The 26,566-nt window shown below is 66.9% G+C and carries 25 protein-coding genes and 1 riboswitch; of the genes, 11 read left to right on the top strand and 14 right to left on the bottom strand.

What is annotated here, in order from left to right; translation table 11 throughout:
* Positions 1 to 27: 27 nt before the first annotated feature.
* A riboswitch (cobalamin riboswitch) is annotated at positions 28 to 255 on the bottom strand.
* A 95-nt stretch (positions 256 to 350) separates the two neighbouring features.
* Both ACM14_RS08105 and ACM14_RS08100 read left to right on the top strand, forming a co-directional pair.
* Positions 351 to 740 (top strand): hypothetical protein, encoded by a 390-nt coding sequence (locus ACM14_RS08105; protein WP_012205557.1) that lies wholly within the window; start codon positions 351 to 353, stop codon positions 738 to 740.
* 25 nt (positions 741 to 765) lie between these two features.
* Complete coding sequence (locus tag ACM14_RS08100; RefSeq protein WP_013802457.1) at positions 766 to 957, top strand: helix-turn-helix transcriptional regulator; 192 nt, start codon at positions 766 to 768, stop codon at positions 955 to 957.
* A gap of 9 nt (positions 958 to 966) precedes the next feature.
* Here the strand turns inward: ACM14_RS08100 and ACM14_RS08095 are convergent, their stop codons facing one another.
* Positions 967 to 1,773 (bottom strand): sulfite exporter TauE/SafE family protein, encoded by an 807-nt coding sequence (locus ACM14_RS08095; RefSeq protein WP_065345848.1) that lies wholly within the window; start codon positions 1,771 to 1,773, stop codon positions 967 to 969.
* 128 nt (positions 1,774 to 1,901) lie between these two features.
* Here ACM14_RS08095 and ACM14_RS08090 point away from each other — a divergent pair, with 128 nt between their 5' ends.
* Positions 1,902 to 2,669 (top strand): helix-turn-helix domain-containing protein, encoded by a 768-nt coding sequence (locus ACM14_RS08090; RefSeq protein WP_013802455.1) that lies wholly within the window; start codon positions 1,902 to 1,904, stop codon positions 2,667 to 2,669.
* Here ACM14_RS08090 and ACM14_RS08085 read toward each other — a convergent pair.
* Positions 2,666 to 3,877: an MFS transporter gene (locus ACM14_RS08085; RefSeq protein ID WP_065345847.1), complete on the bottom strand. Its 1,212-nt coding sequence runs from the start codon at positions 3,875 to 3,877 to the stop codon at positions 2,666 to 2,668. The genes ACM14_RS08090 and ACM14_RS08085 overlap by 4 nt on opposite strands.
* Before the next feature lie 76 nt (positions 3,878 to 3,953).
* On the opposite strand from ACM14_RS08085, the gene ACM14_RS08080 reads away from it, so the two are divergent.
* On the top strand, positions 3,954 to 4,403 hold the full coding sequence (locus ACM14_RS08080) for a helix-turn-helix domain-containing protein (RefSeq protein ID WP_065345846.1): 450 nt from the start codon (positions 3,954 to 3,956) through the stop codon (positions 4,401 to 4,403).
* A gap of 9 nt (positions 4,404 to 4,412) precedes the next feature.
* Positions 4,413 to 4,898, top strand: a complete 486-nt coding sequence (locus ACM14_RS08075) for a rod shape-determining protein (RefSeq protein WP_034398539.1) — start codon at positions 4,413 to 4,415, stop codon at positions 4,896 to 4,898.
* Between the two features lie 81 nt (positions 4,899 to 4,979).
* Here ACM14_RS08075 and ACM14_RS08070 read toward each other — a convergent pair whose 3' ends face one another.
* From ACM14_RS08070 to ACM14_RS31430, 10 genes are all read right to left on the bottom strand, one after another.
* Positions 4,980 to 6,977, bottom strand: coding sequence for a TonB-dependent receptor (locus ACM14_RS08070; protein WP_065345845.1), 1,998 nt, complete (start codon positions 6,975 to 6,977; stop codon positions 4,980 to 4,982).
* A 331-nt stretch (positions 6,978 to 7,308) separates the two neighbouring features.
* The gene (gene cycA / locus ACM14_RS08065; protein WP_065345844.1) at positions 7,309 to 8,757 is read right to left on the bottom strand and encodes a D-serine/D-alanine/glycine transporter; all 1,449 of its coding nucleotides are present in this window, start codon (positions 8,755 to 8,757) and stop codon (positions 7,309 to 7,311) included.
* 265 nt (positions 8,758 to 9,022) lie between these two features.
* A complete protein-coding gene (locus ACM14_RS08060) occupies positions 9,023 to 9,433 on the bottom strand; it encodes a polyhydroxyalkanoate granule-associated phasin (RefSeq protein ID WP_065345843.1) in 411 nt (136 codons plus the stop codon).
* Positions 9,434 to 9,515: 82 nt separating this feature from the next.
* Positions 9,516 to 10,607, bottom strand: coding sequence for an MBL fold metallo-hydrolase (locus ACM14_RS08055; protein WP_065345842.1), 1,092 nt, complete (start codon positions 10,605 to 10,607; stop codon positions 9,516 to 9,518).
* Positions 10,608 to 10,777: 170 nt separating this feature from the next.
* Positions 10,778 to 12,412, bottom strand: a complete 1,635-nt coding sequence (locus tag ACM14_RS08050; protein WP_013802448.1) for a DHA2 family efflux MFS transporter permease subunit — start codon at positions 12,410 to 12,412, stop codon at positions 10,778 to 10,780.
* Positions 12,413 to 12,457: 45 nt separating this feature from the next.
* Entirely contained in the window at positions 12,458 to 13,819 is a 1,362-nt protein-coding gene (locus ACM14_RS08045; protein ID WP_034393493.1) for an efflux RND transporter periplasmic adaptor subunit, read from the bottom strand.
* Between the two features lie 132 nt (positions 13,820 to 13,951).
* Entirely contained in the window at positions 13,952 to 15,427 is a 1,476-nt protein-coding gene (locus ACM14_RS08040) for an efflux transporter outer membrane subunit (RefSeq protein WP_065345841.1), read from the bottom strand.
* 70 nt (positions 15,428 to 15,497) lie between these two features.
* Complete coding sequence (locus ACM14_RS08035; protein ID WP_043791990.1) at positions 15,498 to 16,034, bottom strand: MarR family winged helix-turn-helix transcriptional regulator; 537 nt, start codon at positions 16,032 to 16,034, stop codon at positions 15,498 to 15,500.
* 164 nt (positions 16,035 to 16,198) lie between these two features.
* Complete coding sequence (locus ACM14_RS08030) at positions 16,199 to 16,513, bottom strand: DUF4148 domain-containing protein (RefSeq protein WP_065345840.1); 315 nt, start codon at positions 16,511 to 16,513, stop codon at positions 16,199 to 16,201.
* A gap of 126 nt (positions 16,514 to 16,639) precedes the next feature.
* Entirely contained in the window at positions 16,640 to 16,891 is a 252-nt protein-coding gene (locus tag ACM14_RS31430; RefSeq protein WP_139093390.1) for a hypothetical protein, read from the bottom strand.
* Between ACM14_RS31430 and ACM14_RS08025 the strand changes: the two genes are divergently transcribed.
* The 4 genes from ACM14_RS08025 (at position 16,878) to ACM14_RS08010 (ending at position 20,205) form a co-directional block, all read left to right on the top strand.
* The gene (locus ACM14_RS08025) at positions 16,878 to 17,615 is read left to right on the top strand and encodes an AzlC family ABC transporter permease (RefSeq protein ID WP_063326170.1); all 738 of its coding nucleotides are present in this window, start codon (positions 16,878 to 16,880) and stop codon (positions 17,613 to 17,615) included. The genes ACM14_RS31430 and ACM14_RS08025 overlap by 14 nt on opposite strands.
* Positions 17,616 to 17,618: 3 nt before the next feature.
* On the top strand, positions 17,619 to 17,915 hold the full coding sequence (locus ACM14_RS08020) for an AzlD family protein (RefSeq protein WP_065345839.1): 297 nt from the start codon (positions 17,619 to 17,621) through the stop codon (positions 17,913 to 17,915).
* Between the two features lie 63 nt (positions 17,916 to 17,978).
* Positions 17,979 to 18,323, top strand: a complete 345-nt coding sequence (locus tag ACM14_RS08015; RefSeq protein ID WP_012205575.1) for a FlxA-like family protein — start codon at positions 17,979 to 17,981, stop codon at positions 18,321 to 18,323.
* A gap of 280 nt (positions 18,324 to 18,603) precedes the next feature.
* Positions 18,604 to 20,205 carry a methyl-accepting chemotaxis protein gene (locus ACM14_RS08010; protein WP_065345838.1) on the top strand — a complete coding sequence of 534 codons (1,602 nt, stop codon included), beginning with the start codon at positions 18,604 to 18,606 and terminating at the stop codon, positions 20,203 to 20,205.
* A gap of 139 nt (positions 20,206 to 20,344) precedes the next feature.
* Here the strand turns inward: ACM14_RS08010 and ACM14_RS08005 are convergent, their stop codons facing one another.
* Together ACM14_RS08005 and ACM14_RS08000 are read right to left on the bottom strand one after the other, a co-directional pair.
* On the bottom strand, positions 20,345 to 22,288 hold the full coding sequence (locus tag ACM14_RS08005; RefSeq protein ID WP_065345837.1) for a long-chain fatty acid--CoA ligase: 1,944 nt from the start codon (positions 22,286 to 22,288) through the stop codon (positions 20,345 to 20,347).
* Between the two features lie 276 nt (positions 22,289 to 22,564).
* A complete protein-coding gene (locus ACM14_RS08000) occupies positions 22,565 to 23,200 on the bottom strand; it encodes a GntR family transcriptional regulator (protein ID WP_012205578.1) in 636 nt (211 codons plus the stop codon).
* Positions 23,201 to 23,314: 114 nt separating this feature from the next.
* On the opposite strand from ACM14_RS08000, the gene scpA reads away from it, so the two are divergent.
* Together scpA and meaB are read left to right on the top strand one after the other, a co-directional pair.
* Positions 23,315 to 25,492: a methylmalonyl-CoA mutase gene (gene scpA / locus ACM14_RS07995; RefSeq protein WP_065345836.1), complete on the top strand. Its 2,178-nt coding sequence runs from the start codon at positions 23,315 to 23,317 to the stop codon at positions 25,490 to 25,492.
* Positions 25,493 to 25,502: 10 nt separating this feature from the next.
* Entirely contained in the window at positions 25,503 to 26,558 is a 1,056-nt protein-coding gene (meaB, locus tag ACM14_RS07990; protein ID WP_175403252.1) for a methylmalonyl Co-A mutase-associated GTPase MeaB, read from the top strand.
* Positions 26,559 to 26,566: the final 8 nt, after the last annotated feature.

Here is a 26,566-nt window from a genome sequence, read left to right as displayed (position 1 = left end):
AACCAAAAAGACCGGCTGCGCTGCATGCGCGGCCGGCCGCCTGTTGGCCGGTATCCAGACTGGTGACGCACTCGCCAAGGCCTTCCCGGGCTGTACGCCCAGTGGCACGGGTTTGGCGGGGGCCGGTGCCATGCACGCGGCGTTTCACTCACTGTTGCGGGGGCAGTACATGCGGGCGGCTTTATCTGGCCGCCCCATGTTTCCCGTTTAACCGCAGCCCCTGGGGCTGCTGGCACCAACGGCGGCGATTGTACGGCGGGGCGTTCAGTGCCGATGTAAAGCTTGCTTGACATGTCCGCGGATGGCGTCGCACAATGTCAAGCATCCTTTACACATTGCGAGAGACTTCCATGAATCAAACAACCGTCACCAACCGCCGCTACCAGAAGGAGCTGGGATTTGCGCTGCTGCTCTACATGGCGCTGCTTGTGGGGGCGCTTTTGCTCAGCGCCGACATGCAGGCCGGGGCCCTGCGCACGGCGCTGCTGCTGAGCCCCATGCTGGCGTTTGCGCTGGCCGTGCGGGCCATCGTGCGGCTGGTGCGCGATACCGACGAGTTCCTGCGCAAGTCCATGCTGGAGCAGCTGGCGATTGCGGCGGCGGGCACGGCCGGCATCACCTTCACCTACGGATTCCTGGAAATGGCAGGTTTTCCCAAGCTCAGCATGTTCATGGTGTGGCCCTTGATGGGTGCGCTCTGGGTGGCGGCTTCGGTGGCTCACTGGCTGCGCAGCCGATGAGCTGTTCCGCCAAAGTGCCCCTCCCATGAAAAACACAATCCGTGAACTGCGCGCCGAGCGCGGCTGGAGCCAGGCTGCGCTGGCGGACCTGCTGGGCGTGTCGCGCCAGACCGTGAACGCGATCGAGACAGGCCGCTACGACCCCAGCCTGCCGCTGGCATTCGCCATTGCCCGGGTGTTCGAGACCCGGATCGAGGCGATCTTCCAGGAGGGTTGAGCGCAGCGCTCAGGCCACGATCATGACCAGCAGCACCAGGCCCAGCAGGGCCAGGTAGGCCTTGGCATGCAGGGCATCGGGAATGCGGCCGATCAGAGGGGCCGCCAGCCTGATGCCGGTCCACGATCCGGCCGTCAGCAGCGCAAAGGCCTGCAGGTCCACATAGCCCACATGCCAGGGGCCCAGCCCCGTGCCCTGCGATGCCAGCATGTAGGCAGCGGTGCCCGCCACGGCCATGGGCAGGGACAGCGGGCTGGCCATGGCCGTGGCCGCCGCCATGCTGGCGCCGCGCCGGCGCATCAGCGGCACGGTCATCACGCTGCCGCCCACGCCCAGGAAGGCCGCGATCGCACCAATGGCCAGGCCCGCCGTGGCCGCCGCCCGCCGGCCCATGGGCTGCATGCCGGCGGCGGTGCCGTGCACGAAGCCCGGGCGCAGCAGCGCGTCGGCGATGGTCAGGGCCAGGTAGGCGATGAAGGCCCAGCGCACCCAGTCGCCGCTGATCCAGGTGGCGGCCGCCGCGCCCGCCACGGCGCCGGCCGCGATGAAGCCAGCCAGTGGCCGTACCTGATCCCAGGGCAGGGCGCCCGCGCGGTGCTGGCGCAGCGTGGCCATGGAGGCGCCGAAAATCATCACGCAGGTGGAGGTGGCCACGGCAATGTGCATGGCAGCCTGGCCAACGGCGGAGTCCGCGCCGTGTATGGAGGTCAGCAGCGCATAGAGCAGCGGAACGGCCACGAAGCCGCCGCCAAAGCCGAATAGCACGGTGGTCACGCCGGCAAGCACACCGAAAGCCAGCAGCAGGAGAGGGAACACAGACAGTCCTTTGGAAAAAACGAGCAAGGACTGAACCTTAGGATGCCGCGGTTTGGCCTGCTTTCGCGGATAGGTCAATAATCCTCGAATTCCTGCCAAAGCCTGTTGGCTGTTTTCCGGACATTCCCATGCTCAACATCCCGCTGCATTCCGTGGACGCCGTGGCGCGCGATGTGCTGGCCATCGGCACCGACTACACGCCTGGCACGCTGCTGCCCACGCACAGCCACCGGCGTGCCCAGTTTCTCTACGGGATGAGCGGGCTGATGGAAGTGGAAACCGACGACGGCGCCTGGACCATCCCGCCCTACAGCGGCGTGTGGATTCCGGCCAGCAAGCCGCACAGCGTGCGCATGCAGGGCGTGAGCACGCGCAGCCTGTACATCGAACCGGCTGCTGCGCCCCGCCCGGGTGTGCACTGCGAGGCCCTGGTCGTCACCCCGCTGCTGCACCAGCTGCTGCTGTCCTGCGCCGACCTGCCGGCGCTGTACGACGAAGCGGGCCGCGACGGCGCCCTGGTCACGCTGGTGCTGCACGAGCTGGCCTCGGCCCGCAGCCTGCCGCTGTTCGCGCCCATTCCCCGCGATGAAAAGCTGGCCGCCCTGTGCAAGCAGTTCCTGGCCCAGCCCAGCATCCGCGCCACGCCCCAGGATTGGGCGCAAGCGCTGAACAAGAGCCTGCGCACCTTCAGCCGGTTTTTCCAGCAGCACACAGGCATGGCCTTTGGCGCCTGGCGCCAGCAGGCCTGCCTGCTGGCGGCGGTGTCGCGTCTGTCTGCGGGCGCCTCGGTCACGCAGGTGGCGCTGGATTTGGGCTATGACAGCCCCAGCGCGTTTTCCACCATGTTCCGCAAGGCATTGGGCCGGGTGCCTTCGGAGCTGGTGAGCCGGGTCTAGGCGGGAACGCTGGCCTGGGCAGCCGTCTCCCGTGTCATGGCCCAGAACACCAGGGCCGCCAGGCTGAATCCCGCCCCCGCAACGCAGACCCCGTGCCAGCCAAACCGCGCGTAGGCATTGGTGGCAATCAGCGCCCCCAGCCCGCTGCCCACGGCATAGAACAGCATGTACAGGCCCACCAGCCGGCTGTGCGCCTGCGGGTTGCTGCGAAAGATCAGGCTCTGGTTGGTCACATGCAGGGCCTGGCCGCCCAGGTCCAGCAGCACGATGCCGGCAACCAGCGCCCACAGCGACTGCTCCAGCAGCGCAATCGGCGCCCAGGCCAGCAGCAGGATCACCAGCGCGCCCAGGCTGGTGCGCTGCGCGAAACCCTGGTCGGCCCAGTGCCCGGCACGGGCTGCTGCCAGTGCGCCCACCACGCCGGCCAGGCCAAAGGCGCCGATGGCCGTGAGCGACAGGCTGTAGGGCGGTGCGCTCAGCGGCAGGACCAGGGCGCTCCAGAAGATATTGAAGGTGGCAAACATCAGCAGGGCCAGCATGCCGCGTGTGCGCAGCATGCGATCCTGGCGCAGCAGCTGGAGCATGGAGGCGAGCAGCTGCGTGTAGCTGGGTGCATGCAAGGGCACCGCCAGCCGGGGCAGTTGCCGCCACAGGGGCCAGGCCAGGGCCAGCATCAGCAGGGCCGAGCAGGCATAGACGCCACGCCAGCCAGCCACGTCACCCACGGCGCCGGCAAACACGCGCGCCAAAAGCAGGCCGATGAAAACCCCGCCCTGGGCCGCGCCCACCACGCGCCCGCGCTCATGCGCCTGGCTGGCGCTGGCCGCATAGGCGATCAGCCCCTGCGTCATGGCCGTGCCCAGCAGGCCCACGGCCAGCATGCCCGCCAGCAGCAGAACGGCCGAACGCGCGGTGCTGACGGCCGCCAGGGCCAGCACCAGGCCCAGCAACTGCAAAAGCATGAGCCGCCGCCGCTCCAGCCGGTCGCCCAGTGGCACCAGCAGCACCAGCGCCAGCGCGCAGCCGGCCTGCGTGGCGGTGACCACGCCGCCCACTGCCGCATGGCTGATGCCGAAGTCGGCCGCCAGCGCCTCCAGCAGCGGCTGGGCGTAGTAGACATTGGCCACGCTCAGGCCGCTGGCAGCGGCGAACAGCAGCACCAGGCTGCGCGGCATGCGGACCGTGTCCGGAGCAGGGAAGGCGTTCATGGGTTGAATCCGGTTGCAAAACAAAACTGGTTGGATGCTAGTTGAACCAGTTTTGAAATGCAACCACAATGACGTCATGAAAGAAGACACCCGTCCTGACACACCGCAGCCCTGTCCGGTGGCCCGCTCCCTGGATGTGATCGGCGACCGCTGGTCGCTGCTCATCGTGCGCGATGCCTTCGATGGCATCAGCCGCTTTGGCGATTTCCAGCGCAGCCTGGGTGCGGCCCGCAATATCCTGGCCGACCGGCTGCGCCGGCTGGTGGAGGCCGGCATCCTCGAAACCCGTCCGGCCGCAGAAGGCTCGGCCTACCTGGAATACGTACTCACGGCCCAGGGCCTTGAGTTGTTTCCGGTGATCGTGGCGTTGCGGCAATGGGGCGAAGGCCATCTGTTCGCGCCGGGCGAGGCGCATTCGCTGCTGCTGGACCGCCAGACCGGCCAGCCTGTCGCGCCCATGCTGCCGCGCAGCGGGAATGGCCGGGCCTTGCTGCCGGGCCAGACCGTGGTTCAGAAAATCGATTGATGGATATCCATGCTCTCTGCCTTCGTATCACTCATCTACGTACAGATTTCTCCCGAGCGCCTGACGCTGAAGGATCCGAAGACCGGGCAGACCCTGTCGGAGGTTCCCGAGCTGGCCCTGAGTCCGCCGCCCCGGCGCCGGATTCTCGCGGCCGGCCCGCAGGCCAGGCTCGCGGCTGCATCGGAGCCTGCCGAAGTCGTCAATCCCTTCGCCCACCCGCGTTCGCTGATATCGGACTTCATCCTGGCCGAGCAGCTTCTGAAGTACCAGCTCAGGCGCATGCATCGGCGTGCCTGGCTGGCGGCCTCCCCGCACATCGTCATCCATCCGCTCGGCGACCCCGAGGGCGGATTCACCCAGGTGGAATTGAGGGCCTTGCGCGAGCTGGCCAACGCGGCCGGCGCCTCGAAGGTGAATGTCTGGACAGGCCGGCCCTTGACAGACGAGGAATTGCTGACGCGCAAGCCCCCTGCGCAGGGCGGTGTCTGGGAGTGAGGCTTTGCTCTTCGCCATGAAAAAAGCGCCCGTCACAACGGGCGCTTTGTCTGGGTCAGCGCAAGGGCCGGCAACGGGCCATCAGAACCGCGCCGTCATCCCCACGAAGTAGGTACGGCCGCCGTTGTCATAGTTGGCGCCGATGGTGCGGGTTTCCTTGTCGGCCAGGTTGATGATGCCGGCGCGCAGGGTCAGGGTGTCGGTCACGTTGTAGTTCATGGACACGTCAAAGGTCGTATAGGCCTTGGCGAAGGTGGTGGCCGTGCCCGTGGTCACGACTTCCTTGCCCACGTGGCGCGCGCTGAACATGGCGGACCAGCCCTGGCGGATCTGCCACTGCAGCGACGAGTAGATGGACAGCTCGGGCACGGCCAGCAGCGAGGCGCCCGTGCTCAGGTTCTTGGACTCGAACATCTTGGTGATGTTGGTGTTCCAGGTCAGGCCCTTGGCCAGGGGAACGTTCACGAAGCCTTCCAGGCCGCGCGTGCGGGCACGCTGGGCGTTGGCCATGCGGGTCCACCAGAAGCCGTTGTAGAAGCCCAGCGGCTGGTAGTCGATCTTGTTCTTGAAGTTGGTGTGGAAGTAGGTGGCACCCAGCGCCCAGCCATTGCGGTCCCAGCTCGTGCCCAGCTCGAAGTTGGTGCTGGTCTCGGGCTGCAGGTCGGGGTTGCCGGCCATGTAGCAGCCGCGCGTGCCGTCGGCGTTGACGCTGGTGTTGGTCCAGCCCATGCCGGCCAGGCTGCGGCAGCCGTTGCCCCCGGATTGCGTGGCGGCGCTGGCCGAGTTTTCCTTCAGGTTGGGCGCACGGAAGCCGCGCGAGACGCCGCCGCGCACCGTCCACTCCGAGGCCGGGTGGTAGACCAGGTAGGCGCGCGGGCTCCAGTTGTTGCCGTACTTCTGATGGTGGTCCATGCGCAGGCCCAGCGTCAGCGCCAGGTTCTCGCGCAGGAAGATCTGGTCCTCGCCGAACAGCGCCCAGGTGGTGGCGCTCAGGCCCGAGCCCGAGACCGGGCGCCCCGCGTAGTCGATGGGAGCCAGGCCGATGGTGTCGCGGTTGTCCAGCGACTCGCGGCGCCACTGCATGCCCAGCGTCATGGCCTGATCCAGGCCCCACAGCTTCAACGGCTTGTCGATGCGGCCGTCCAGCGTGGTTTCCTTGGAGTTGTTGCCGATGGTGTCGCCCTTGTCCTCGTACTTGTTGTGCACGAGGTTGAGCTTGGAGGTCAGGTCGCCCCAGCGACCGTCATGGCTGAGGCCGAACTTGGTCTGCTCCAGCTTGCTCAGGCCCCAGGGATAGACCACCTGGTCGCCCGACGCCGTGCGCGCGTCGGAGCCCGTGGCGCGCTGGATGCCTTGCGCGGCCTCGATGCCGATCACCTGGTCGGGTGTGAGCTGCCAGTTGAGCAGGGCGTTGAGGTTTTGCTTGCGCGAGCCGGCCGTCGATTGGTAGGTACCCGGGAAGCCGCCCGTGCTCTCGTCGGCTGCGCGGTCCGTGTAGTTGCCGCCCAGGCGCAGGCCGAACTTGTCGGACAGCGGGCCGCTGATGTTGAAGCCCAGCTGGCGCGTGTCGCCGCGGTCGCTGTCGGAGGGCTTGCTGTAGTTCAGCGTGGTCGAGCCGCTCCAGCGCTTGCCGATCTTGCGCGTGATGATGTTGATCACGCCGCCCATGGCGTCCGAGCCGTACAGCGAGGACATGGGGCCGCGCACCACCTCGATGCGCTCGATCATCTCGGGCGAGATCCAGTCCAGATCCTGCGAGCCCAGGTCGTCGCGGTAGTTGATGCCGGCCGAGTTGCCCTGGCGCTTGCCGTCCACCAGGATCAGCGTGTACTTCTCGGGCAGGCCGCGCAGCTTGATCTTGGACTGGGCGCCTGTGCCCGACAGGCCGCCGGTCACGCCGGGAATGGTGGACAGCAGCTCGCCGATGCTGGTGACGGGCTTGCGCTCGATGTCCTCGCGGGTGATCACGCTGATGCTGGCCGGCGCTTCCTTGATGTCCACGGCCGTGCCCGAGGCGGTCACCACCACGGTGGACAGGGACGTGTCGGCCTTGTTGTCGGCTGACTGGGCATGGGCCATGGCTGTGCATGCCAGGGCGGCGCAAAGAGGAAGCGGGCGGAGCACCGAGATTCTGACCATCTTTGTAAAGTTCCGGTTTGGTTAAAAATCAAGGTGCGAATGATAACGATTTGTATCCACATCTTTTTGTTGGCGTAAAGACAGTTGTATTTTTGTTCACTCGTTATCTAACTGCTGGACAGGCCAAAGATGCTGTGCACAAGTTTGGTGCGCGGCAAGAGGGGCCGCGGAGGCTCTGGAGGAGTCGCTGAAGGGGGCGCAGAGGGAGTGCGGGCGCCAAAGGCATCCTGCAATGGCCGCCCCCATGCGCAGGGGGGCGGCCGGGAGAGGGTCAGCGCGGTTCGGCTGCCGTGCCCGCAAGGGCTGTGGAGCGCTCCGCCGACTGGCGCGAAGCCTGGCGGCGCACGAACTGGTAGGCGATGGCCAGCAGGGCAAACCAGGCCGGCGTCACCACCAGCGCCTGGCGCGTGTCGGCCTGCAGGGTGAGCAGGCCCAGGATGGCGGCAAAGAACACCAGGCAGGCCCAGCACATGGCCACGCCGCCGGGCATCTTGTAGCGCGAAGCCTCATGCAGAGCCGCGCGCTGGCGCCGGTAGGCGACATAGGACAGCAGGATCAGCGACCACACGAACATGAACAGAATGGCCGATACCGTGGTCACCAGCGTGAAGGCTTCCACCAGATCGGGCACCACCCACATCAGAAACGCGCCGGCCAGCAGGCAGGTGCAGGAAAACAGCAGCCCGCGCGAGGGTACGCTGCTGCGCGACAGCCGGTGGAACGCCCGGGGCGCATCGCCCTTGAGCGCCAGGCCGTAGAGCATGCGGCTGGTGGAGAACACGCCGCTGTTGGCCGACGAGGCAGCCGAGGTCAGCACCACGAAATTGATCACGCCTGCGGCGGCCGGCAGGCCTGCGAGCACGAACAGCTCCACGAACGGGCTCTTGCCGGGCACCACGTCGCGCCAGGGGGTGACGGCCATGATGGCGATCAGGGCCAGCACGTAGAACACGATGATGCGCACGGGAATCGAATTGATGGCGCGCGGCAGCGTGCGCTCGGGGTCCTTGGCCTCGGCCGCCGTGGTGCCCACCAGCTCGATGCCCACGAAGGCGAACACCGCGATCTGGAAGCCCGCGAAGAAACCCATCATCCCGTTGGGGAACATGCCGCCGTCATTCCAGAGATTTGACAGGCTGGCCGTGCGGCCCGCAGGCGAGACGAAGGCGGCACCCACCATGTACAGCCCCGTGCCCACCAGGGCCACGATGGCCACGATCTTGATCATGGCGAACCAGAACTCGATCTCCCCGAACAGCTTCACCGTCAGCAGGTTCAGGCCCAGCAGCAGGCCCACGCAGGCGATGGCCGGTGCCCACTGCGGCAGGTCGGGGAACCAGAACTGGGAGTAGGCCGATATGGCAATCACATCGGCAATGCCCGTCACGATCCAGCAGAACCAATAGGTCCAGCCCGTGAAGAAGCCGGCCCAGGGGCCGAGCAGGTCGGACGAGAAGTCGATGAAGGAGCGGTACTGCAGGTTGGACAGCAGCAGCTCGCCCATGGCCCGCATCACGAAGAACAGCATCACGCCGATGATGGTGTAGACAAAGATGATGGACGGGCCGGCCAGGCTGATGGTCTTGCCCGAGCCCATGAACAGGCCCGTGCCGATGGCCCCGCCGATGGCGATGAGCTGGATATGGCGGTTGGTGAGATTGCGCTGCAGGTCGTCTTGACCGTGCAGGCCCTGGCCGGTTGGCGGGGCCTTGTGTGTCATCAGAGAACTCCGGGGAAGACTGGCAAAGCGATGGCAGAAAGGGGAAATCCGCCTGCCGCGGCCGTGTTTTCAGTCTCTGCATGGAGTCCATGCCTGGAAATGCGGCAGCGCAGCAAAACGGAACGAAGGCCGCGAGGATACCCGAACCTCGCCCTCGCATCGGCCCTGCCGCGTGGCCGCGCTCCGGTGAATGGAGCGGGCTTGATATGGGTGGATCAGCCGCGTTGAGCAGCGATCAGTCGTACTTAACCGTGCTTGGCCGTGCTCAGCCGCGCGCCAGGCGCTTGGCATTGGCCACCGCCGTGCGGTGCACGGGGGCCAGGCCCTTGCCCACCACGCCCCACATGGCGTTTTGCCATTGCGAGGCCTGCGATGCCAGGGCTCCGCCGTTCCAGGTGGAGGTGCTCCAGGGTGTCCAACACATGCGCATCCAGGCCTGCATCAAGGCCTGGCTGGCAACCATGGACTGCATGCCCATCGCCGCCCAGGATTGCTGGAAGGCTGTCTGTTTCTCGGACACCATGCGTGTGAATTCACGCCGGTCCCGCGCGGAGGGATTGGCGCCTGCCATGGCCATGCGGGTGAGGCGATGGGCCACGACCTGGGGCGCTGCGACGGCCAGGTCGGTGGCCTGGCGGGCGACCAGGGCGGCCCGGGGATTTTTGCGATTTGCCATGTGCACTCCTGAAGCTGGGTTCACTTTATCCAGATGGATGCCGGCCCGCGTAGGCCGATGACGCAATGCAGCAAAAACGGATTTATCGCGGCTGGGCCTGTGGCGCTGACGCGGCTGCGTCCTGCACGGCAGGGGATACCAGGGCACGCCACCAGCGCTCGCCTGCATGGGGGGCATCCAGGTCCACGCGCTCGCCCATCATGGGGGTGGCCACGGCAATGCCGTGCTCGGCACCCAGGGCCAGCACGCGCTCGAAGGGGTCCCACCAGGCATGCATGGCCAGGCTGAAGGTGCCGTTGTGAATGGGCAGCAGCCAGCGTCCGCCCAGGTCGCGGTGGGCCTGCACGGTCTGGGCCGGGTGCATGTGCACATAGGGCCAGTGCGGGTCGTAGGCGCCGGTTTCCATCAGCGTGAGGTCGAAGGGACCGAAGCGCCGGCCGATTTGCGCAAAGCCGTCGAAATAGCCGCCGTCGCCGCTGAAGAAGACGCGCAGCGTGTCGGCACTTTCCAGGTCCTCGATGACCCAGGACGCCCACAGCGTGCGGTTGCCGTCGCGCAGGCTCCGGCCCGAGAAATGCTGGGCCGGCGTGGCCGTGAAGCGCAGGCCGTCCACCTGCACGTCCTGCCACCAGTCGAACTGGCGCACCTTCTCGGGGGCGACGCCCCAGTCCATGAGCCGGTCGCCCACGCCCAGCGTGCACAGGAAGAAGTCGACCCGGGGCGCCAGGGCGCGGATGGTGGCACGGTCCAGATGGTCGTAGTGGTCGTGCGAAAGCACCACGCCGCGCAGCGCGGGCAGTTCATGCAGGGCGATGGGCGGCGCATGAAAGCGCTTGGGGCCGATGAAGGAAAAGGGCGAGGCGCGCTCGGCAAACACCGGGTCGGTGATCCACCAGCCGCCGCGCAGCTTCATCAGCAGCGTGGAGTGGCCCAGGCGGTACAGGCTGCGCTCGGGCGCGGCGGCCAGGTCGGCCGGGGTGAGCCGCTGCACGGGCAGGGGCGCCGCAGGCTCGGTGTCCTTGGGCTTGTTGAAGAAGAAGTCCCACATCACCTTGGCGTCGGGCTGGGGCGCGTTGGCGGGGCGGGGATGGACGTTGCGAAAGCGCCCGCCCACCGACTGGGGTGATTGGGCGTAGTCGGCAATCGGGGCGCGGAAGATGCGGGGTGTTTTCACGGTGCTCCGTCGGTGTTCAGGCCGCCGCCATCATGGAACCGGTGGCGCAGCCCTGTCGAGATGGTGGTCTTGGCGGCCCGATTCAAGGCGCCTTGCGTGTCGTCATGTAAACAAAAAAAAGGAGCTGCCCCTGCAGGCAGCTCCTTGTCGTGATGGCCGCAAGCTGGGCCTCAATGGGCGCCGGCCGCCTCGGCACCACCGGCATGGCCCGCAGGGCGCCTGGTCATCCAGATCAGCACGATCAGCACCAGGAACAGCACGGACGACGCCAGGAAGATGTCGTCCGCCGCCCGCGTATAGGCCTGCTGGTCGATGAGGCGGTTGATCTGGGCCAGCGCCTGCGCCTGGCTCAGGCCTGCGGCCTGCAGCCCCTGCAGGGTGACGCCGAACACGCCCTGGCCCTGGATCAGCCCTTCGGTCAGATGGGCATGGTGCAGCGCGGCGCGGTTTTCCCAGAGCGTGGTGGCGATGGAGGTGCCCATGGCCCCCGCCGTGATGCGCACGAAGTTGCTCAGGCCGGCGGCGGCCGGGATACGGTCCGGCGAGATGCCCGACAGCGTGATTGTCGTCAGCGGGATGAAGAAGAACGCCATGGCCCCGCCCTGGATCAGCGTGGGCACCAGGATGTGCATGAAGTCCGTCTCCACCGTGAAGCGCGAGCGCATCCACAGCACCAGGGCGAACACCACGAAGGCGCCCGTGGCCATCTTGCGCGGGTCCCACTGCGTGACCTTGCGGCCCACCAGCGGCGTCAGGATGATGGCGAAGATGCCCACCGGCGCCAGCGCCATGCCGGCCGTGGTGGAGGTATAGCCCATCCACTGCTGCAGCCACAGCGGCAGCAGCACCACGTTGCCGAAGAACAGGCCGTAGGCAATCGACAGCGCCACCGAGCCCGCCGCGAAATTGCGGCGCATGAACAGGCGCAGGTCCACCACCGGGTGCGCATCCGTCAGCTCCCAGACCAGGAAGACCACGAAGCTCACGATGGCCAGCACGCACAGCGTGACGATCTCGCCCGAGGCGAACCAGTCCAGCTCCTTGCCCTTGTCCAGCATCAGCTGCAGCGCGCCCACCCACAGCACCAGCAGGGCCAGGCCCACGGAGTCGATGGGCAGCTTGCGCGTGGGGGTCTCGCGGCTGCGGTAGATGCTCCAGGTCATCAGGGCCGACAGCAAGCCCACGGGCACGTTGATGTAGAAGATCCAGGGCCAGGAGATGTTGTCCGTGATCCAGCCCCCCAGCAGCGGCCCGACAACGGGCGCCACCAGGGTGGTCATCCCCCAAAGCGCCAGCGCCACCCCGGCCTTGGCCGGCGGGTAGCTGGACAGCAGCAGTGTCTGCGACAGCGGGATCATGGGCCCGGCGACCAGCCCCTGGAGCACGCGGAACAGCACCAGCATCTCCAGCGACGAGGCAAAGCCGCAGAGCCAGGAGGTCAGCACGAACAGCAGCACGCTCATGGTGAACAGGCGCACGGCGCCGAAGCGCTGGGTGAGCCAGCCCGTGAGCGGCACCGAGATGGCGTTGGCCACGCCAAAGCTGGTGATCACCCAGGTGCCCTGGCTGGGGCTGACGCCCACGTCGCCCGAGATCGCCGGAATGGCGACGTTGGCAATGGACGAGTCCAGCACGTTCATGAAGGTGGCCAGCGACAGGGCCAGCGTGCCCAGGGCCAGCTGGGCGCCCTTGAGCGGTGCGGGCCGTGCGGGCATGGCAGGCGGTGCCGAGGGTGGCGCGGCAGGCGGCACGGTCGGCCCACCCGGCTGCGCCGGCTCCGGCACGGCGGTGGTAGAGGAAGTCATAGGCAGTCCGCGTAGGTTCTGGGAAGGCGGGGAAGCGATGCCTGCTTACTTGGACTGCGTGGCCTGCGCGTCAACCGGCGCGGAGGCCACTGCGGCTGGCGCCTTGCCCTGTGACCTGTCTTGCGCATCGGCCATGGCGACGGGCGGCAGCTCGGGCAACTGCTTGAGCGGCGCCACGTTCTGGCCCGCCACGATGTGGGCGATGCGCTCCTCCGCCTGGGGCAATGCCATGTCGTAGATGGAGGTCTGGGCCACGGGGGCATTGCGCGTGGCGGTTGCCAGCACTTCACCCTGCTGGTCGCGCACGTCCACCTTGGCCTCCATCGACAGGCCCACGCGCAGCGGGTGCTGGGCCAGGTCTTCCGGCGACAGCGCAATGCGCACGGGCACGCGCTGCACCACCTTGATCCAGTTGCCGGTGGCGTTCTGCGCGGGCAGCAGCGAGAAGGCCGCGCCGGTTCCTGCACCCATGCCGACCACGGTGCCGTGGTAGCTGATCTTGTCGCCGTACACATCGGCCGTCAGTTCGGTCTTCTGGCCTATGCGCAGCTGGGCCAGCTGGCTTTCCTTGAAGTTGGCATCCACCCAGAGGTTGTGCAGGCCCACCACCGTCATCAGCGGCGCGCCCGAGGCCACGCGCTGGCCCAGTTGCACGCCGCGCTTGGCCACATAGCCTTCCACGGGCGAGACCAGGCGCGTGCGCTGCAGCGCCAGATAGGCCTCGCGCACCTTGGCGGAAGCGGCGATCACGCTGGGGTGCTCTTCGGCGCTGCTGCCCTTGGTCTGGGCTTCGGCAGCGGTCAGCTGCGCCTTGGCGGCGCGCACGGCGGCTTCTGCTGCAGAGGCGGCATTGCCTGCCGTGCGGGCCAGGGACTGGGCGTGGTCGAACTCTTCCTTGCCCACGGCGCCGGTGGCCAGCAGCGGGCGGCGGCGGTCCACATCCTCGCGGGCGCGGGCGGCATCGGCCTGCAGGCGGGCCAGGTCGGCCTCGCGCTGGGCCACCTGGGCCACCAGGGGCGCATTGTTGGCGTACAGGGTGCGCACCTGGCGCACGGTCTGGGCCAGTTGCGACTCCGCCTGGGACAGGGCGACCAGGGCATCGGCCGAGTCCAGCTGCACCAGCAGCTGGCCGGGCTTGACGTAGTCGGTGTCGTCGGCGCCGATGCTGATCACCGTGCCGCCGATCTGCGGCGTGATCTGCACCACGTTGCCCGCCACATAGGCGTTGTCCGTGGTCTGGTAGTTGCGGGCCACCATCCAGTGCCAGCCGCCCCAGGCGACGGCGGCCACCGCGACGGCGGCGGCGATGAGGGTCAGGCCCTTGCGGCGGCCCTGCGGATTGGCCACGGGCGAGGCTGCGGCCGGTGCGGCGGCAGGGCTGGATGCTTGCTTGTTGGTGTCGGTCATGGTGTACGGCGCTTTGTTATCTATGAATGTGGTTTTGCGGCCGGGGCAGGGAGCTGGCGGTCTGTCACGCTGGCTGGCGGTCTGCCCGGTGGAGGGTCAAGAGTGCGGTGGATTCCTGTGCGGGTTGCGATCTCAGTGCTGGCTGACCTGCACGGCAGCCGTGCCATCGGTCCAGCCGCCGCCCAGCGCCTTCATCAGCGACACGCGCGTGTCCAGCGCGCGGGCGCGCAGGTCCACGTCCAGGCGGCGCTGGGTGATCACCTGGGTTTCGGTGTTCAGCACCGTCACCTGGCTGGCCAGGCCCGCCTTGTAGCGCTGCACGGCAAAGTCGTAGGCGCGTTCGGCCTTCTCCAGCGACTCGGCCTGCAGCTGCTGTTGGCGCACCAGCGATTGCACGGAAGTGATGGCGTCGCCCGCTTCCTTGACCGCATCGAGCACCACGCCGTTGTACTGGGCAATGGCGGTGTCCAGGTCGGCCTGCGTGCCGCGCAACTGGGCGCGCAGGCGCTTGCCGTCGAACAGGGGCAGGCGCAGCGCGGGCGTGATGCCCATCTGGCGCGAGCTGCCCTTGAACAGGTTGTCCAGGCCGATGGCATTGAGGCCGATGAAGGCCGTGAGATTGATATCGGGGTAGAAATCCGCCCGCGCGCTCTCTATGCCCTGCGTTGCGGACTCCACGCGCCAGCGCGCGGCCACCACATCGGGGCGGCGGCCCAGCAGGTCTGCACCCAACTGGCCGGGCACAGCCTGGATCTGCAGCGCGCCCAGACGGGGCGACAGCTGCAGCTGCGCCTCGGGCACCTGCCCGCAGAGCACGGCGATGGTGCGGCGCGCCAGCGTGATCTGCTCGTCCAGCATTTCGATCTGGGTGCCGGCATCGGGCAGGCCGGCCTGGGCCTGGGTCAGCTCCACCTGGCTGTCCAGCCCGGCGCGCGTGCGCTGCTGGCTCAGGTCCAGCAGCGACTGGCGCTGGGTCAGCGTGCGGCCAGCCACATCCTTTTGGGCAATCAGCCGGGCCAGCGCCACATAGCTGCGCGCCACTTGGGCGGCGAGCTGGTTGGCGGCGGCGGCGCTGTCGGCCTGGGCGGCACGGGCCTGGCCCAGGGCGGCCTGCAGGTCGGCGGCATGGCGGCCAAAGAAATCCGGTGTCCAGCTCAGGCCGGCCTGCAGGTTGCCGGTGTTGTAGGTATGGCCGGCAATGGGTGCGGGCACCAGGCCGTTGGCGCTGTAGTGCTGGCGCGTGGCGTCGACGCCGAGCGTGCCGCGCACATCGGTGGCCGTGCTGGTGGCCGTGGCCAGGGCGGCCGCCTTGTCGAAGCGGGCGCGGCTCATGGCCAGGCTGGGGCTGCCCTGCAGCGCCTGGGCGATCAGCGAATCCAGCTGGGCATCGCCCAGGGACTTCCACCAATCGGCGGCGGGCAGGCTGGTACTGGCGCCTGTCTCGGACTGGGCCGTCAGACCCAGGTCGGCGGCGCCCAGCCGGGCCAGCGGCTCATGGGCCGGGCCCTGGGAAGCACAACCGGCCAGGGCCAGCGCGGCGCACAGGGTGGCCGCTGCGGCGGCCACGCGGCGGGGCGCGGCGGACACGGAAACAAAGGATTTGGGCATGGTGGTCTGCCTGTTGGGGGTCAAGAATCAGGAAATCGGAAACAGGGGCGGAAAAGGGGGGATGGCGCTGTCAGCCGACGGGCGTGGCAGGCGCAGGGGCCGGCGGCGCAGCCTCCGGCGCGCGCATCGCATCGCCATTGGCCAGCAGGCGGCGCAGCATGTCCAGCAGCTGGCGCGACTCGTCATGGCTGAAGCCGGCCATATGGGCATTCATCACGCTGGACAGCACCTGCGGCACCTTGGCCGCCATGGCACGGCCTTCATCGGTCAGCACCAGCTTGACCACGCGGCGGTCCACCGTGGAGCGCTCGCGCCGCAGCATGCCCTTGGATTCGAGCCGGTCCAGCGCCCGCGTGATGGAGGCCGGATCCAGCCCCAGGTCACGCGCCATGCCGGCATTCGTGGCATCGCTGCACAGCAGCAGCTTGTACAGCGGCAGCCACTGCACATAGGTCAGCTCATGCTCGGCCAGCTGCGCATCGGCCTGCTGGAGGATGGAGCTGAGCACCTTGCGCATGAGGAACCCCACGCTCTCGAAGGGCGTGTAGCTGCCGGGGCTGTAGAAGTCCGAGGGCTGCAGGCCGTTGGGCAGGGGAGGCTGGGTCATGGTGTCTGCGGGTGAAATAATTGACTGCGCAATGATTGTTGCGGCAATTATTGCAGAAACACCGTTTGACCGTGTGGCGCGAGGGTGCCGGGGACGGTATCAGGGTTATCCAGACCCGCCGGTGGCTTTCAGCTCCCCAGATCCGCCACCGGCCGCCTTCAAGCTCACTTGTCCAGGGCCACGGCATGTCCCTTCTCCAGCCTTGCCACGGCCTCGCGGTAGGCGGGGCTGGCGCGCAGTTGCTGGTAGCGCTCCAGGCCGCGCTGGTATTCGGTGGAGCGGACATCGATCTCGCGGTCCGAGAGATAGGTGAGTCCGGCGCGGTGCCACATTTCCAGGTCGGCCAGCACCTGGGCGCGGCTGAGGTCGGTGGGGGCAGCAGTGGAGGAGGGCGTGGCGTCCTGGGCGAGGGCGGTGCCGGCCAGGCCCAGGCTGAGGGCGGTCAGGGCGATGAAGCGGGTGAAGTGGGAAGTGCGCATGGAGAACCTTTCAGGTGAAGCGAAGTGATGAGGGCTTCATGGTCCCGCTGCCGCCCTGGCCGGCACAGCCGTTTGCGACGCACTGCAGCATGGCGGGAGCCAATGGCTGTTGGGTTTCGTGAAATGTCAGGAGGGCAGGCGCGGCCATCCGAGGAGCGCCGCCAGCCATGGAAATGGGTTGAGCGGCGCTTGTGCAGCGCTTGTGCAGCGCTTGTGCAGCGCTTGTGCAGCGCTTGTGCAGCGCTTGTGCGGCAGATTATTTCCAGTTGCTCGAATAAATCGGCATAAACGTCCGTGAAATGGCTGGCGAAAGCATGAATCAGCAGCAAATTCCAGCGGCACAGGCCGACAATCGCCGCTCTCCATGTCTTCATCCATTCCACTTTCCCCCGCTGCCGTTTCGGCAGATTCCGTCTCCCGCAGTTCCGAGGCCTTTCGCGGCTTCAGGGATGCGATTCCCGTGATGCTGGGCTTCGTGCCCTTTGCCCTGGTGCTGGGTGCGCAGGCCGTGCAGAAAGGGCTGGCACCGCTGGAAGTTCCTCTCATGACCGGGATGAACTTCGGCGGCGGCTCTGAGTTCACGGCCATACGGCTGTGGACGTCGCCGCCGCATGTGCTGCTGATCGTCGCCATGTCCTTCCTGGTCAATTGCCGGCACATCCTGATGGGTGCGGCGCTGGCGCCCTATCTGCGCCATCTGCCCAGGCGCCGTGCGCTGCCGGCCCTGTTCTTCATGTGCGACGAAAGCTGGGCGCTGGCCCTGGCAGACGCGCAGCGCAGTGCCGCCCGGCGCGTGAGCCTGCCTTACTACATGGGCGTGTCGGCAGGCCTGTACATGGCCTGGGTGTCGTGCACGGCGGCCGGTGCCTTTCTGGGGCCGCGCATTGGCGACTTGGAGCAGTACGGCTTCGACATGGCGTTCACCGCCGTGTTTCTGGTGCTGCTGCGCGGCATGTGGAAGGGCGTCAGGCCTTGCCGGCCCTGGCTGGTGAGCCTGGTGACGGCGGCCCTGGTCTACAAGCTGGTGCCTGGCGCCTGGTATGTGGCGGCCGGCGCCGTTTCGGGCCTGGTTTGCGCGGCCTTGCTGGCGCCCAGGAGCTGAGCGATGGAAGCCACAACCTTGCTGACGCTGGTGCTCATGGCGTGCAGCACGTATTTCACGCGGGTGATCGGCTACCTGCTGCTGCGCGGGCGCACGCTGAGCCCGCGAATGCAGTACGTGATGGAAAGCCTGCCGGGCTGCGTGCTGATCTCGGTGATTGCCCCGGCGTTTGTGTCCGAGCGGCCGGCCGATCTGCTGGCCCTGGTGGTGACGATGGTGGCCGCGAGCCGGCTGCCCATTCTGCCGACGGTGCTGGTCGGCATTGCATCGGCGGCAGCGCTGCGGCATGTGCTGGGGTGATTGCGGGCGGGTCAGCGGTGTTTTTGGCCTTCAGTTCGTGCGCCGGTGGTCGATGTACGGGGCATGCAAGTCTCATCCTCCACATCGGCTTCCGCCTCGGGAGCCGCTTCATCCTCCGGCGGCAATGACATCGTTGCGTTGCAGCGCAAGCTCAAGGAGCTGCAGCAGGCGCTCAAGGAAGTGTCTTCCGAGAACATCGACGCCAAGGCCAAGCAGACGAAGGCCAAGCTGCTGCAGTCGCAGATCATGATGGTGCAAAGCCAGATCGAGGCGCTCATGCGCGCCAGGCAGCAAGCCCAGATCGACAAGCAGCGCGAGCAGCAGCAGGCGGCCGAAGCCAAGTCGCCGTCCCAGCCGAAGAGCAACAAGGCGCCCGGACTGGGTGGCGTGGTCGACGTCTACGTCTGATGGAAATGGCTCGTGCTTTCACGGGCCATTTTTTTTATGATATCAATGTAACTTACATGAATGGATTGGCCGTGCCTTGGATGGGTTGGCCTGGCAACGGGGTTGAGGGCAGGGGCTGGGCATCCTCACTGTGGCGGGCGTCTTTACACATCCCGCGGAACTTATTGAGTTTTGTCTCTCAAGAAATCGGCCACCGCTACCGATAAGGCAGCTAATGTGACTGCCTGGATGCGATAGCGATGGCCTATACCGACGGCAGCACTGGGCCAGAGGTTCTGCGATGAAAAAACTCAGCGATGTGCGTATCGGTACCCGGCTTACAGCCGTCTTTCTTGTCCTGCTGGTCTGCCTGATGGCCGTAGGGGGCGTCGGCGCAAGGGCGCTGGGCCATGTGTTTTCGGGCACGGAGACCCTGTACCAGGACCGTGTGGTTCCACTCAAGCAGCTCAAGCAGATTGCGGATGCCTATGCCGTCAACGTCATAGACACGGTCAATAAAGCCAATGCGGGCCTGATCACGGCACAGGAGGCATCGGCCAGCATCTCGGGCACGCTGCCCGCGATCGAGGCCGCCTGGCGCAGCTACTCGTCCACCCAGCTCACAGCGCAGGAGGCCATGCTGGCCAAGCAGGCCCAGGCACTGTTCGCGCCTGCCAACCAGAGCATCGACAAACTGCTGCAGCGCCTCAAGCAGCTGGACGGCAAGAAGGCCGGCAGCCTGGATGAGTTCGACGGCGCGCTGTATGCCAGCATCGACCCCATCAGCGCCAAGATCGGCGAGCTGGTCGAGCTGCAGCTCAAGACGTCGGAGGATGTCTATGGGGACTCCAGGGAGGTTTTTGCACGGTCGCAGATGCTGATCTACGGTTTTGTGGCGGCAGCCGTCATCCTGGCCGTGGCCCTGGGCTACATGGTCACGCGCTCCATCACGGTGCCCTTGAAGTCGGCCGTGGAAGTGGCCCGGCACATCGAGCAGGGCGACCTGGCGTCCGAGATCCAGGCCACTGGGCGTGACGAGGTCGGCGACCTGCTGCGCTCCATGAGCGCCATGCGCGAGTCGCTTGCAAACATCGTTGGCGATGTGCGGCGGGGCGTGGAGTCGGTGACCACGGCCTCCAGCCAGATCGCTGCCGGCAACCAGGATTTGAGCAGCCGCACCGAGCACCAGGCCTCCAGCCTGCAGGAAACGGCGGCGTCCATGGAGCAGCTGGCCGGCAACGTGGGCCAGAGCTCCGAGAACGCGCGGCAGGCCAGCGCCTTGGCCGTGCGTGCCAAGGAGGTGGCCGGCGTGGGCGGCGGCGCGGTCGCCAGGGTCATCGGCACCATGGACGAAATCTCGGCCAGCAGCGGAAAGATTGCCGAGATCACGGGCGTGATCGACTCCATTGCCTTCCAGACCAATATCCTGGCGCTCAATGCAGCGGTGGAGGCCGCGCGGGCAGGCGAGCAGGGCAGGGGCTTTGCCGTGGTGGCCGGGGAAGTGCGCTCCCTGGCCCAGCGCAGCGCCGCAGCGGCGCGGGAGATCAAGGCACTGATCACGGCATCCACCGACAAGGTGCGAACGGGCGGCAACCAGGTCCGGGAAGCAGGCAAGGCTATGGATGCCATTGAAGCCCAGGTGAGCGAGGTGGCGTCGCTGATCGAGGCCATCTCTGCCTCCAGCGTGGAGCAGAGCGGTGGCCTGGGGCAGATCACCCAGGCCGTCTCCCAGATGGACCAGGTCACGCAACAGAATGCCGCCTTGGTGGAAGAGTCGGCAGCCGCTGCAGCCAGCCTGGAACGGCAGGCGCGGGTGCTGGCACAGGCGGTGGCCACGTTCCAGATCAGCTCGGCGAAGGAGATCGGCATGGCGAGCCCCAGCCTGACACTGGCAGCTGCTTGACGCAGACCCGGGAAGAGCGTGCGCAGTGCGCTCTTCCTTTCTTTTTGATCAATTCAATGTAACTTACATAAATTGAACCCATATCAAAAATAGAAAAAGCCGCCGTTTTGAGCGCCGGCTGCTTGTCAGGAACAGGGGGTCAACCCGCGCTGTTGCGGCCTTGCCAGCGCTCGGCAGGCTTGCTGTACATGGCGGCGATCTGCGACTCGAACCGCGTCATGAGGTTGTTGCGCTTGAGCTTGAGGGTAGGCGTCATCATCCCGTTTTCTATGGTCCAGGGCTCCAGCTCCAGATGCACGGCGCGTGGCACGGCATAGCGGGCAAAGCTGGCCACCTGCTTTTCGATGCGTGCCAGTGCCTCGCGTTCGGCGGCGGAGTGGTTCAGGCTCTTGGGGTCTTCGGGATCCAGGCCCAGGCGCTGGGCCATGGCCTGCCATTCGCCGCGCTCGATCACGGCCACGGCGGCGATGAAAGGGCGGTCTTCGCCCACGACAAAGACCTGAGTGAAGAACGGGTCGCCGGTAATGGCCAGCTCCAGGTCGGCCGGTGGAATCTTTTCGCCGGTGGAGGTGACGATGATTTCCTTGATGCGTCCCTGTATGCGCACGCGCCCGTCCTCGATCACCGCCTGGTCGCCCGTGCGCAGCCAGCCGTCGTCGGTGAAGGTCTTGGCGGTGTCTTCGGGGCGCTCCCAATAGCCGCGCATCACGCAGGGGCCACGCACCTGCAGCTCCCGGTTCTCGCCAATCCGCACCTCCACGCCGGGCAAGGCGTGGCCCACGGTGGCGGGGTGGTTGTCCTCCAGCGTGTTGGCACAGACCACGGGCGAGGTTTCCGTCATTCCATAGCCCTGGATCAGCGGCAGGCCCAAGCCCAGAAAACAGCGCGCAATCGTCGGCGACAGCGGCGCGCCGCCACTGACGGCCACGCGCACGCGGCCACCGAACTGGGCCAGCAGCGGCTTGGCCACCAGGTGGTTGAGCACCGGCCAGGGCAGCCATTGCATCCAGCCCGGCACTTCGGGCTGGGGCGCTTGCGCATCGGCAATGCCTTGTGTTTCACAAAATCGCTGCCAGCCCCTGGCCTGGGCCAGCTCGAACAGCTGGGCCTTGAGCGGTGCACGGGCCAGCGTCTCCATGACCTTGGCGTGCACGCGCTCGTAGATGCGTGGCACGGACACCAGCACCGTGGGGCGCTGGGTCTTGAGATCCTCGGCCAGCTGGGCCACCGAGCGCGCATAGGCCACGCAGGCGCCCACGGCCAGCGCCAGGTAGTAGCCAGCCGTGCGCTCGAAGGTGTGCGACAGCGGCAGGAAGGAGAGGAAAATATCGTCGCTGCGCGGCTGCAGCCGCTGCATCACCGCCTGCACGTTGGAGACCACGTTGCGGTGCGTGAGCATCACGCCCTTGGGCTTGCCCGTGGTGCCCGAGGTGTAGACCACGGCGGCCAGGTCCTCGGCAGAGGGAGGCGGGGGCAGGGGGACTGCGCCGCCTTCAGCGAGCCATTGGGCCAGCGGCTGCACGGGGATCTGGCGCAGGGCCTCCAGTGCGGCGGCATCGCCTTCGGTTTCAGGCTCTGCGGCCCGGGAAGCCGGCTTGGACGATGCCACGACCACCTTGCGCAGCGCAGGCAGGGCCTGGCCCGTGGCGCAGATCTTGTCCCAGGTGGATTGCTGTGCCACGAACAGCATGGACACCTGGGCGTTGGCCAGGATGTAGGCAATGCTGCCCGCGTTGTCTATGGCGTGCAGCGGCACGGGCACATGGCCGCAGCGCAGGCTGGCCAGGTCGATGGACATGGCGTCCAGACCGTTGGGCAGCAGGATGGCGATGCGCGATCCTGCCGGCAGCTCCTGCGCGGCCAGCGCCTGCGCCCAGAGGGCCGCACGCTCGCCGGCCTGTGCCCAGTTCAGGGTCTTCCAGCTGCGCACATCCTCGTCATAGGCCCGGTAGGCCTCGCCTGCGGGCGTTTGCCGCACGCGCAGGGCCAGCATTTCCACCAGGGTGGAGGCCGTGGCCATGCTGGCATCGGCTGGCAGGCTCATGGCCAGGGAAGGGGCGCGGGCTGGGTCTTGGATGCTCATGCGAGGAGGGTGCAGGCCGAAGTGGATGTAGCCGCCGATGATAGCCGGGGCTTTCCGCAGGCCCTGGCGTCAGCTTCGGACATGAGAGGCCGCGGCGCACGCGTTTATGCTGCACTGCAGCGTTTTCGGGTGTCCACTCTGAAACCAACCAGGAGCCGCATGTATGCCTACGTCGCCACCGTTGCACACCGGGCCCGATTCCAGACGGGGCGGCCGCCTGCGCGTTATGGCCGCGCCAGATGGTGCCGGCTGCGCAAGAGCGCCGAACAGCAGGCTTCAGGACGCCGCAGCCAGGCCGTTCTGGAAATGCTGACGCATGGCCTGGGCCGCTGCAGCGCCATCGCGGCGCAGCAGGGCCTGCATGACGGTCTCGTGCTCGGCCAGCGAATCCTCGATGCGGCCCTGCTTGAACAGCGACTTGTGGCGGTTGAGCTTCATCACCTTGCGCAGATCGGCCACCAGCTGGTTGCGCCAGCGGTTGTCGGCAATCTGCAGCAGCTGCATGTGAAAGCTTTCGTTGAGTTCGAAGAAGCGGTCTGCATCGCGCGTCTGCGCCTTGAGTTCCTCGTGGGTCTGCTGCAGGGCGGCAAGCTCTTCGTCGCTGCCCGATTCGGCCACCACCTGGACGGCATCGGATTCCAGCAGGCTCAGCAGGTGATAGACATCGGCAATGTCCTTGGACGACACCTCGGTCACATAGGCGCCACGGCGCACCTTCATGGTGACCAGGCCCTCGGCGGCCAGCACCTTCAGGGCCTCGCGCAGCGGGGTGCGGCTGATGCCGTATTCCTCGGCAATCTTCAGTTCGTCGATCCAGTCACCAGGCGCCAGCTCGTGCTCGAAGATGCGCAGGCGCAGCTTCTCTGCAACCTGTTCGTAGAGAGCGCGGGGAGTGAGGGTGTTTGTCGACATGTGGCCCGGATTGTATCGGCAAAGATATTTTGAATGAATAATTATGAATGATGTAAACTGCGGCAGCTCTGGGGCATGCCCTCAAGGGCACCTGTCATTCACGAGCCTGAGAACATGAGACAAGACCATCCGACAGCGCAGAACGGCCAGGAATTCGCAACTGCCGACCTGCAGAAATGGGCCCAGGCGGCCGCCAAGGCCGCTCCCGGGGGCGACATCCAGGCACTGCACTGGACCACGCCCGACGGCATCGACGTCAAGCCGCTGTACACGGCGGCAGACACGGCCAACCTGCCCCATACGGATAGCCTGCCAGGCTTCGAGCCCTACATCCGCGGCCCGCAGGCCACCATGTACGCGGGCCGGCCCTGGACCATTCGCCAGTACGCCGGCTTTTCCACGGCCGAGGAATCCAACGCCTTCTACCGCAAGGCGCTGGCCGCCGGCGGGCAGGGCGTGTCGGTGGCCTTCGACCTGGCCACGCACCGCGGCTACGACAGCGACCATCCGCGCGTCACGGGCGACGTGGGCAAGGCCGGCGTGGCCATCGATTCGGTCGAGGACATGAAGGTGCTGTTCGACCAGATCCCGCTGGACAAGATCAGCGTGTCCATGACCATGAACGGCGCCGTGCTGCCCGTGCTGGCCGGCTACGTGGTGGCGGCCGAGGAGCAGGGCGTGGCCCAGGACCAGCTGTCGGGGACCATACAGAACGACATCCTCAAGGAGTTCATGGTCCGCAACACCTATATCTACCCGCCCCAGCCGTCGATGCGCATCATCGGCGACATCATCGAGTACACGAGCAAGAACATGCCCAAGTTCAACTCGATCTCGATCTCGGGCTATCACATGCAGGAGGCGGGTGCCAACCAGGCGCTGGAACTGGCCTTCACGCTGGCCGACGGCAAGGAGTACGTCAAGACCGCCACGGCCAAGGGCATGGATGTGGACGATTTCGCGGGACGGCTGTCCTTCTTCTGGGCCATCGGCATGAATTTCTATCTGGAAATCGCCAAGATGCGCGCGGCCCGCCTGCTGTGGTGCCGCATCATGAAGGGCTTCGGCGCCAAGAAGGCCAAGAGCCTGATGCTGCGCACGCACTGCCAGACCTCCGGTTGGTCGCTGACCGAGCAGGACCCCTACAACAACGTGGTGCGCACCACCATCGAGGCCATGGCCGCCGTCTTCGGCGGCACGCAGAGCCTGCACACCAACAGCTTTGACGAAGCCATTGCGCTGCCCACCGAGTTCTCGGCCCGCATTGCGCGCAACACGCAGCTGATCATCCAGGAAGAGACCCACATCACCAATGTGATCGACCCCTGGGCCGGCAGCTACATGATGGAGAAGCTGACCCAGGACATGGCCGACGCCGCCTGGAAGATCATCGAGGAGGTCGAGGCCATGGGCGGCATGACCGCCGCCGTGGATTCTGGCTGGGCCAAGCTCAAGATCGAGGCCGCCGCCGCCGAGAAGCAGGCGCGCATCGATTCGGGCAAGGATGTCATCGTTGGCGTCAACAAGTACAAGCTGGCCAAGGAAGACGCCATCGACATCCTCGAGGTGGACAACGTCAAGGTGCGCGACAGCCAGATCGCACGCCTGAACCAGATCAAGGCCAGCCGCGATGCAGCCAAGGTCGAGGCCGCCCTGCAGGCGCTGACCCAGGCCGCCGAAAGCGGCGAGGGCAACCTGCTGGACCTGGCCATCCAGGCCGTGCGCCTGCGCGCCACGGTGGGTGAGGTCTCGGATGCACTGGAGAAGGTTTTCGGGCGCCACCGCGCCGATACGCAAAAGGTGACCGGCGTGTATGCAGCAGCCTACGACTCGGCCGAGGGCTGGGAAAAGCTCAAGGGCGAGATAGATGCATCGTCCGAGCAGCTGGGTCGACGCCCGCGCGTGATGATCGCCAAGCTCGGCCAGGACGGCCATGACCGCGGCGCCAAGGTGGTGGCCACGGCCTTTGCCGACCTGGGCTTCGACGTGGACATGGGCCCGCTGTTCCAGACGCCCGAGGAATGCGCGCGCCAGGCCATCGAGAACGACGTGCACGCCGTGGGCGTGTCCACGCTGGCGGCCGGCCACAAGACCCTGGTGCCGGCCATCATCGAGGAGCTGCGCCGCCAGGGCGCGGACGACATCATCGTCTTCGTGGGCGGCGTGATTCCTGCGCAGGACTACGACTTCCTCTACAACGCCGGCGTCAAGGGCGTCTACGGCCCGGGCACACCCATACCGGCCAGCGCCAAGGATGTGCTCGAACAGATCCGCCAGGCCAACAGCCTCTGAGCCCGCCGCAGTGACTCCCGAGCAAATGCAAGACGGCATCCTGAACGGCAACCCCGCCGTTCAGCGCCGGGCCATGGCCAAGGCCATCACCCTGCTGGAATCCACGCGCGCCGACCACCGTGCGGCGGCCGATGTGCTGCTCACGGCCCTGCTGCCGCATACGGGCGGGTCTTTCCGCCTGGGCATCAGCGGCGTGCCGGGCGTGGGCAAGAGCACCTTCATCGAAACGCTGGGCCTGTTCCTCATCGCACGCGGCCTGCGGGTGGCGGTGCTGGCCATCGACCCCTCATCCACCGTGTCGGGCGGCTCCATCCTGGGCGACAAGACGCGCATGGAGCAGTTGTCCGTTCACCTGGACGCCTACATCCGCCCCAGCCCCAGCAGCGGCACCCTGGGCGGCGTGGCCGAGAAAACCCGCGAGGCCATGCTGGTCTGCGAGGCGGCTGGCTACGATGTGGTCATCGTCGAGACCGTGGGCGTGGGCCAGAGCGAGATCGCCGTGCAGGGCATGTGCGACATGTTCTGCCTGCTGCAACTGCCCAATGCGGGCGATGACCTGCAGGCCATCAAGAAGGGCGTGATGGAGCTGGCCGACCTGGTCGTCATCAACAAAGCCGACATCGATCCCCATGCCGCCACGCGCGCCCAGGCCCAGATCACCTCCAGCCTGCGCCTGCTGGGCATGCACGGCAATCCCGAGCACGCCCACCACGACGAGCGCCTGTGGCAGCCCAGGGTCATCACCATCAGCGCGCTCAAGCAAGAGGGCGTTGACGGCTTCTGGAGCGCGGTGGAGGAATTCCGCCGCCTGCAGCATGCCAACGGCCGCCTGGCGCTGCGCCGCGAACGCCAGGCCCTGTCCTGGATGTGGGAGCGCATCGACTCCGGCCTCAAGCAGGCCTTCCGGCAGCATCCGCAGGTGCGGGCGCTGCTGCCCCAACTGCAGGCCGACGTGGCAGCAGGGCGGATCGCGGCCAGCACGGCCGCCAGAAATCTGCTGCAGGCGCAGGCCGGGCCCGCAACGGCGCCGGCTCCAGCGGCAGCACCCGCCGCAGCGCCGCAGTGACCGCAGAC

Origin of the sequence: Delftia sp. JD2 (genome assembly GCF_001682645.1) — a bacterium.
GTDB lineage: Bacteria > Pseudomonadota > Gammaproteobacteria > Burkholderiales > Burkholderiaceae_C > Comamonas > Comamonas acidovorans.
Note: the sequence above shows the minus strand (reverse complement) of the source record. Positions and strands in the feature narration are given on the sequence as shown.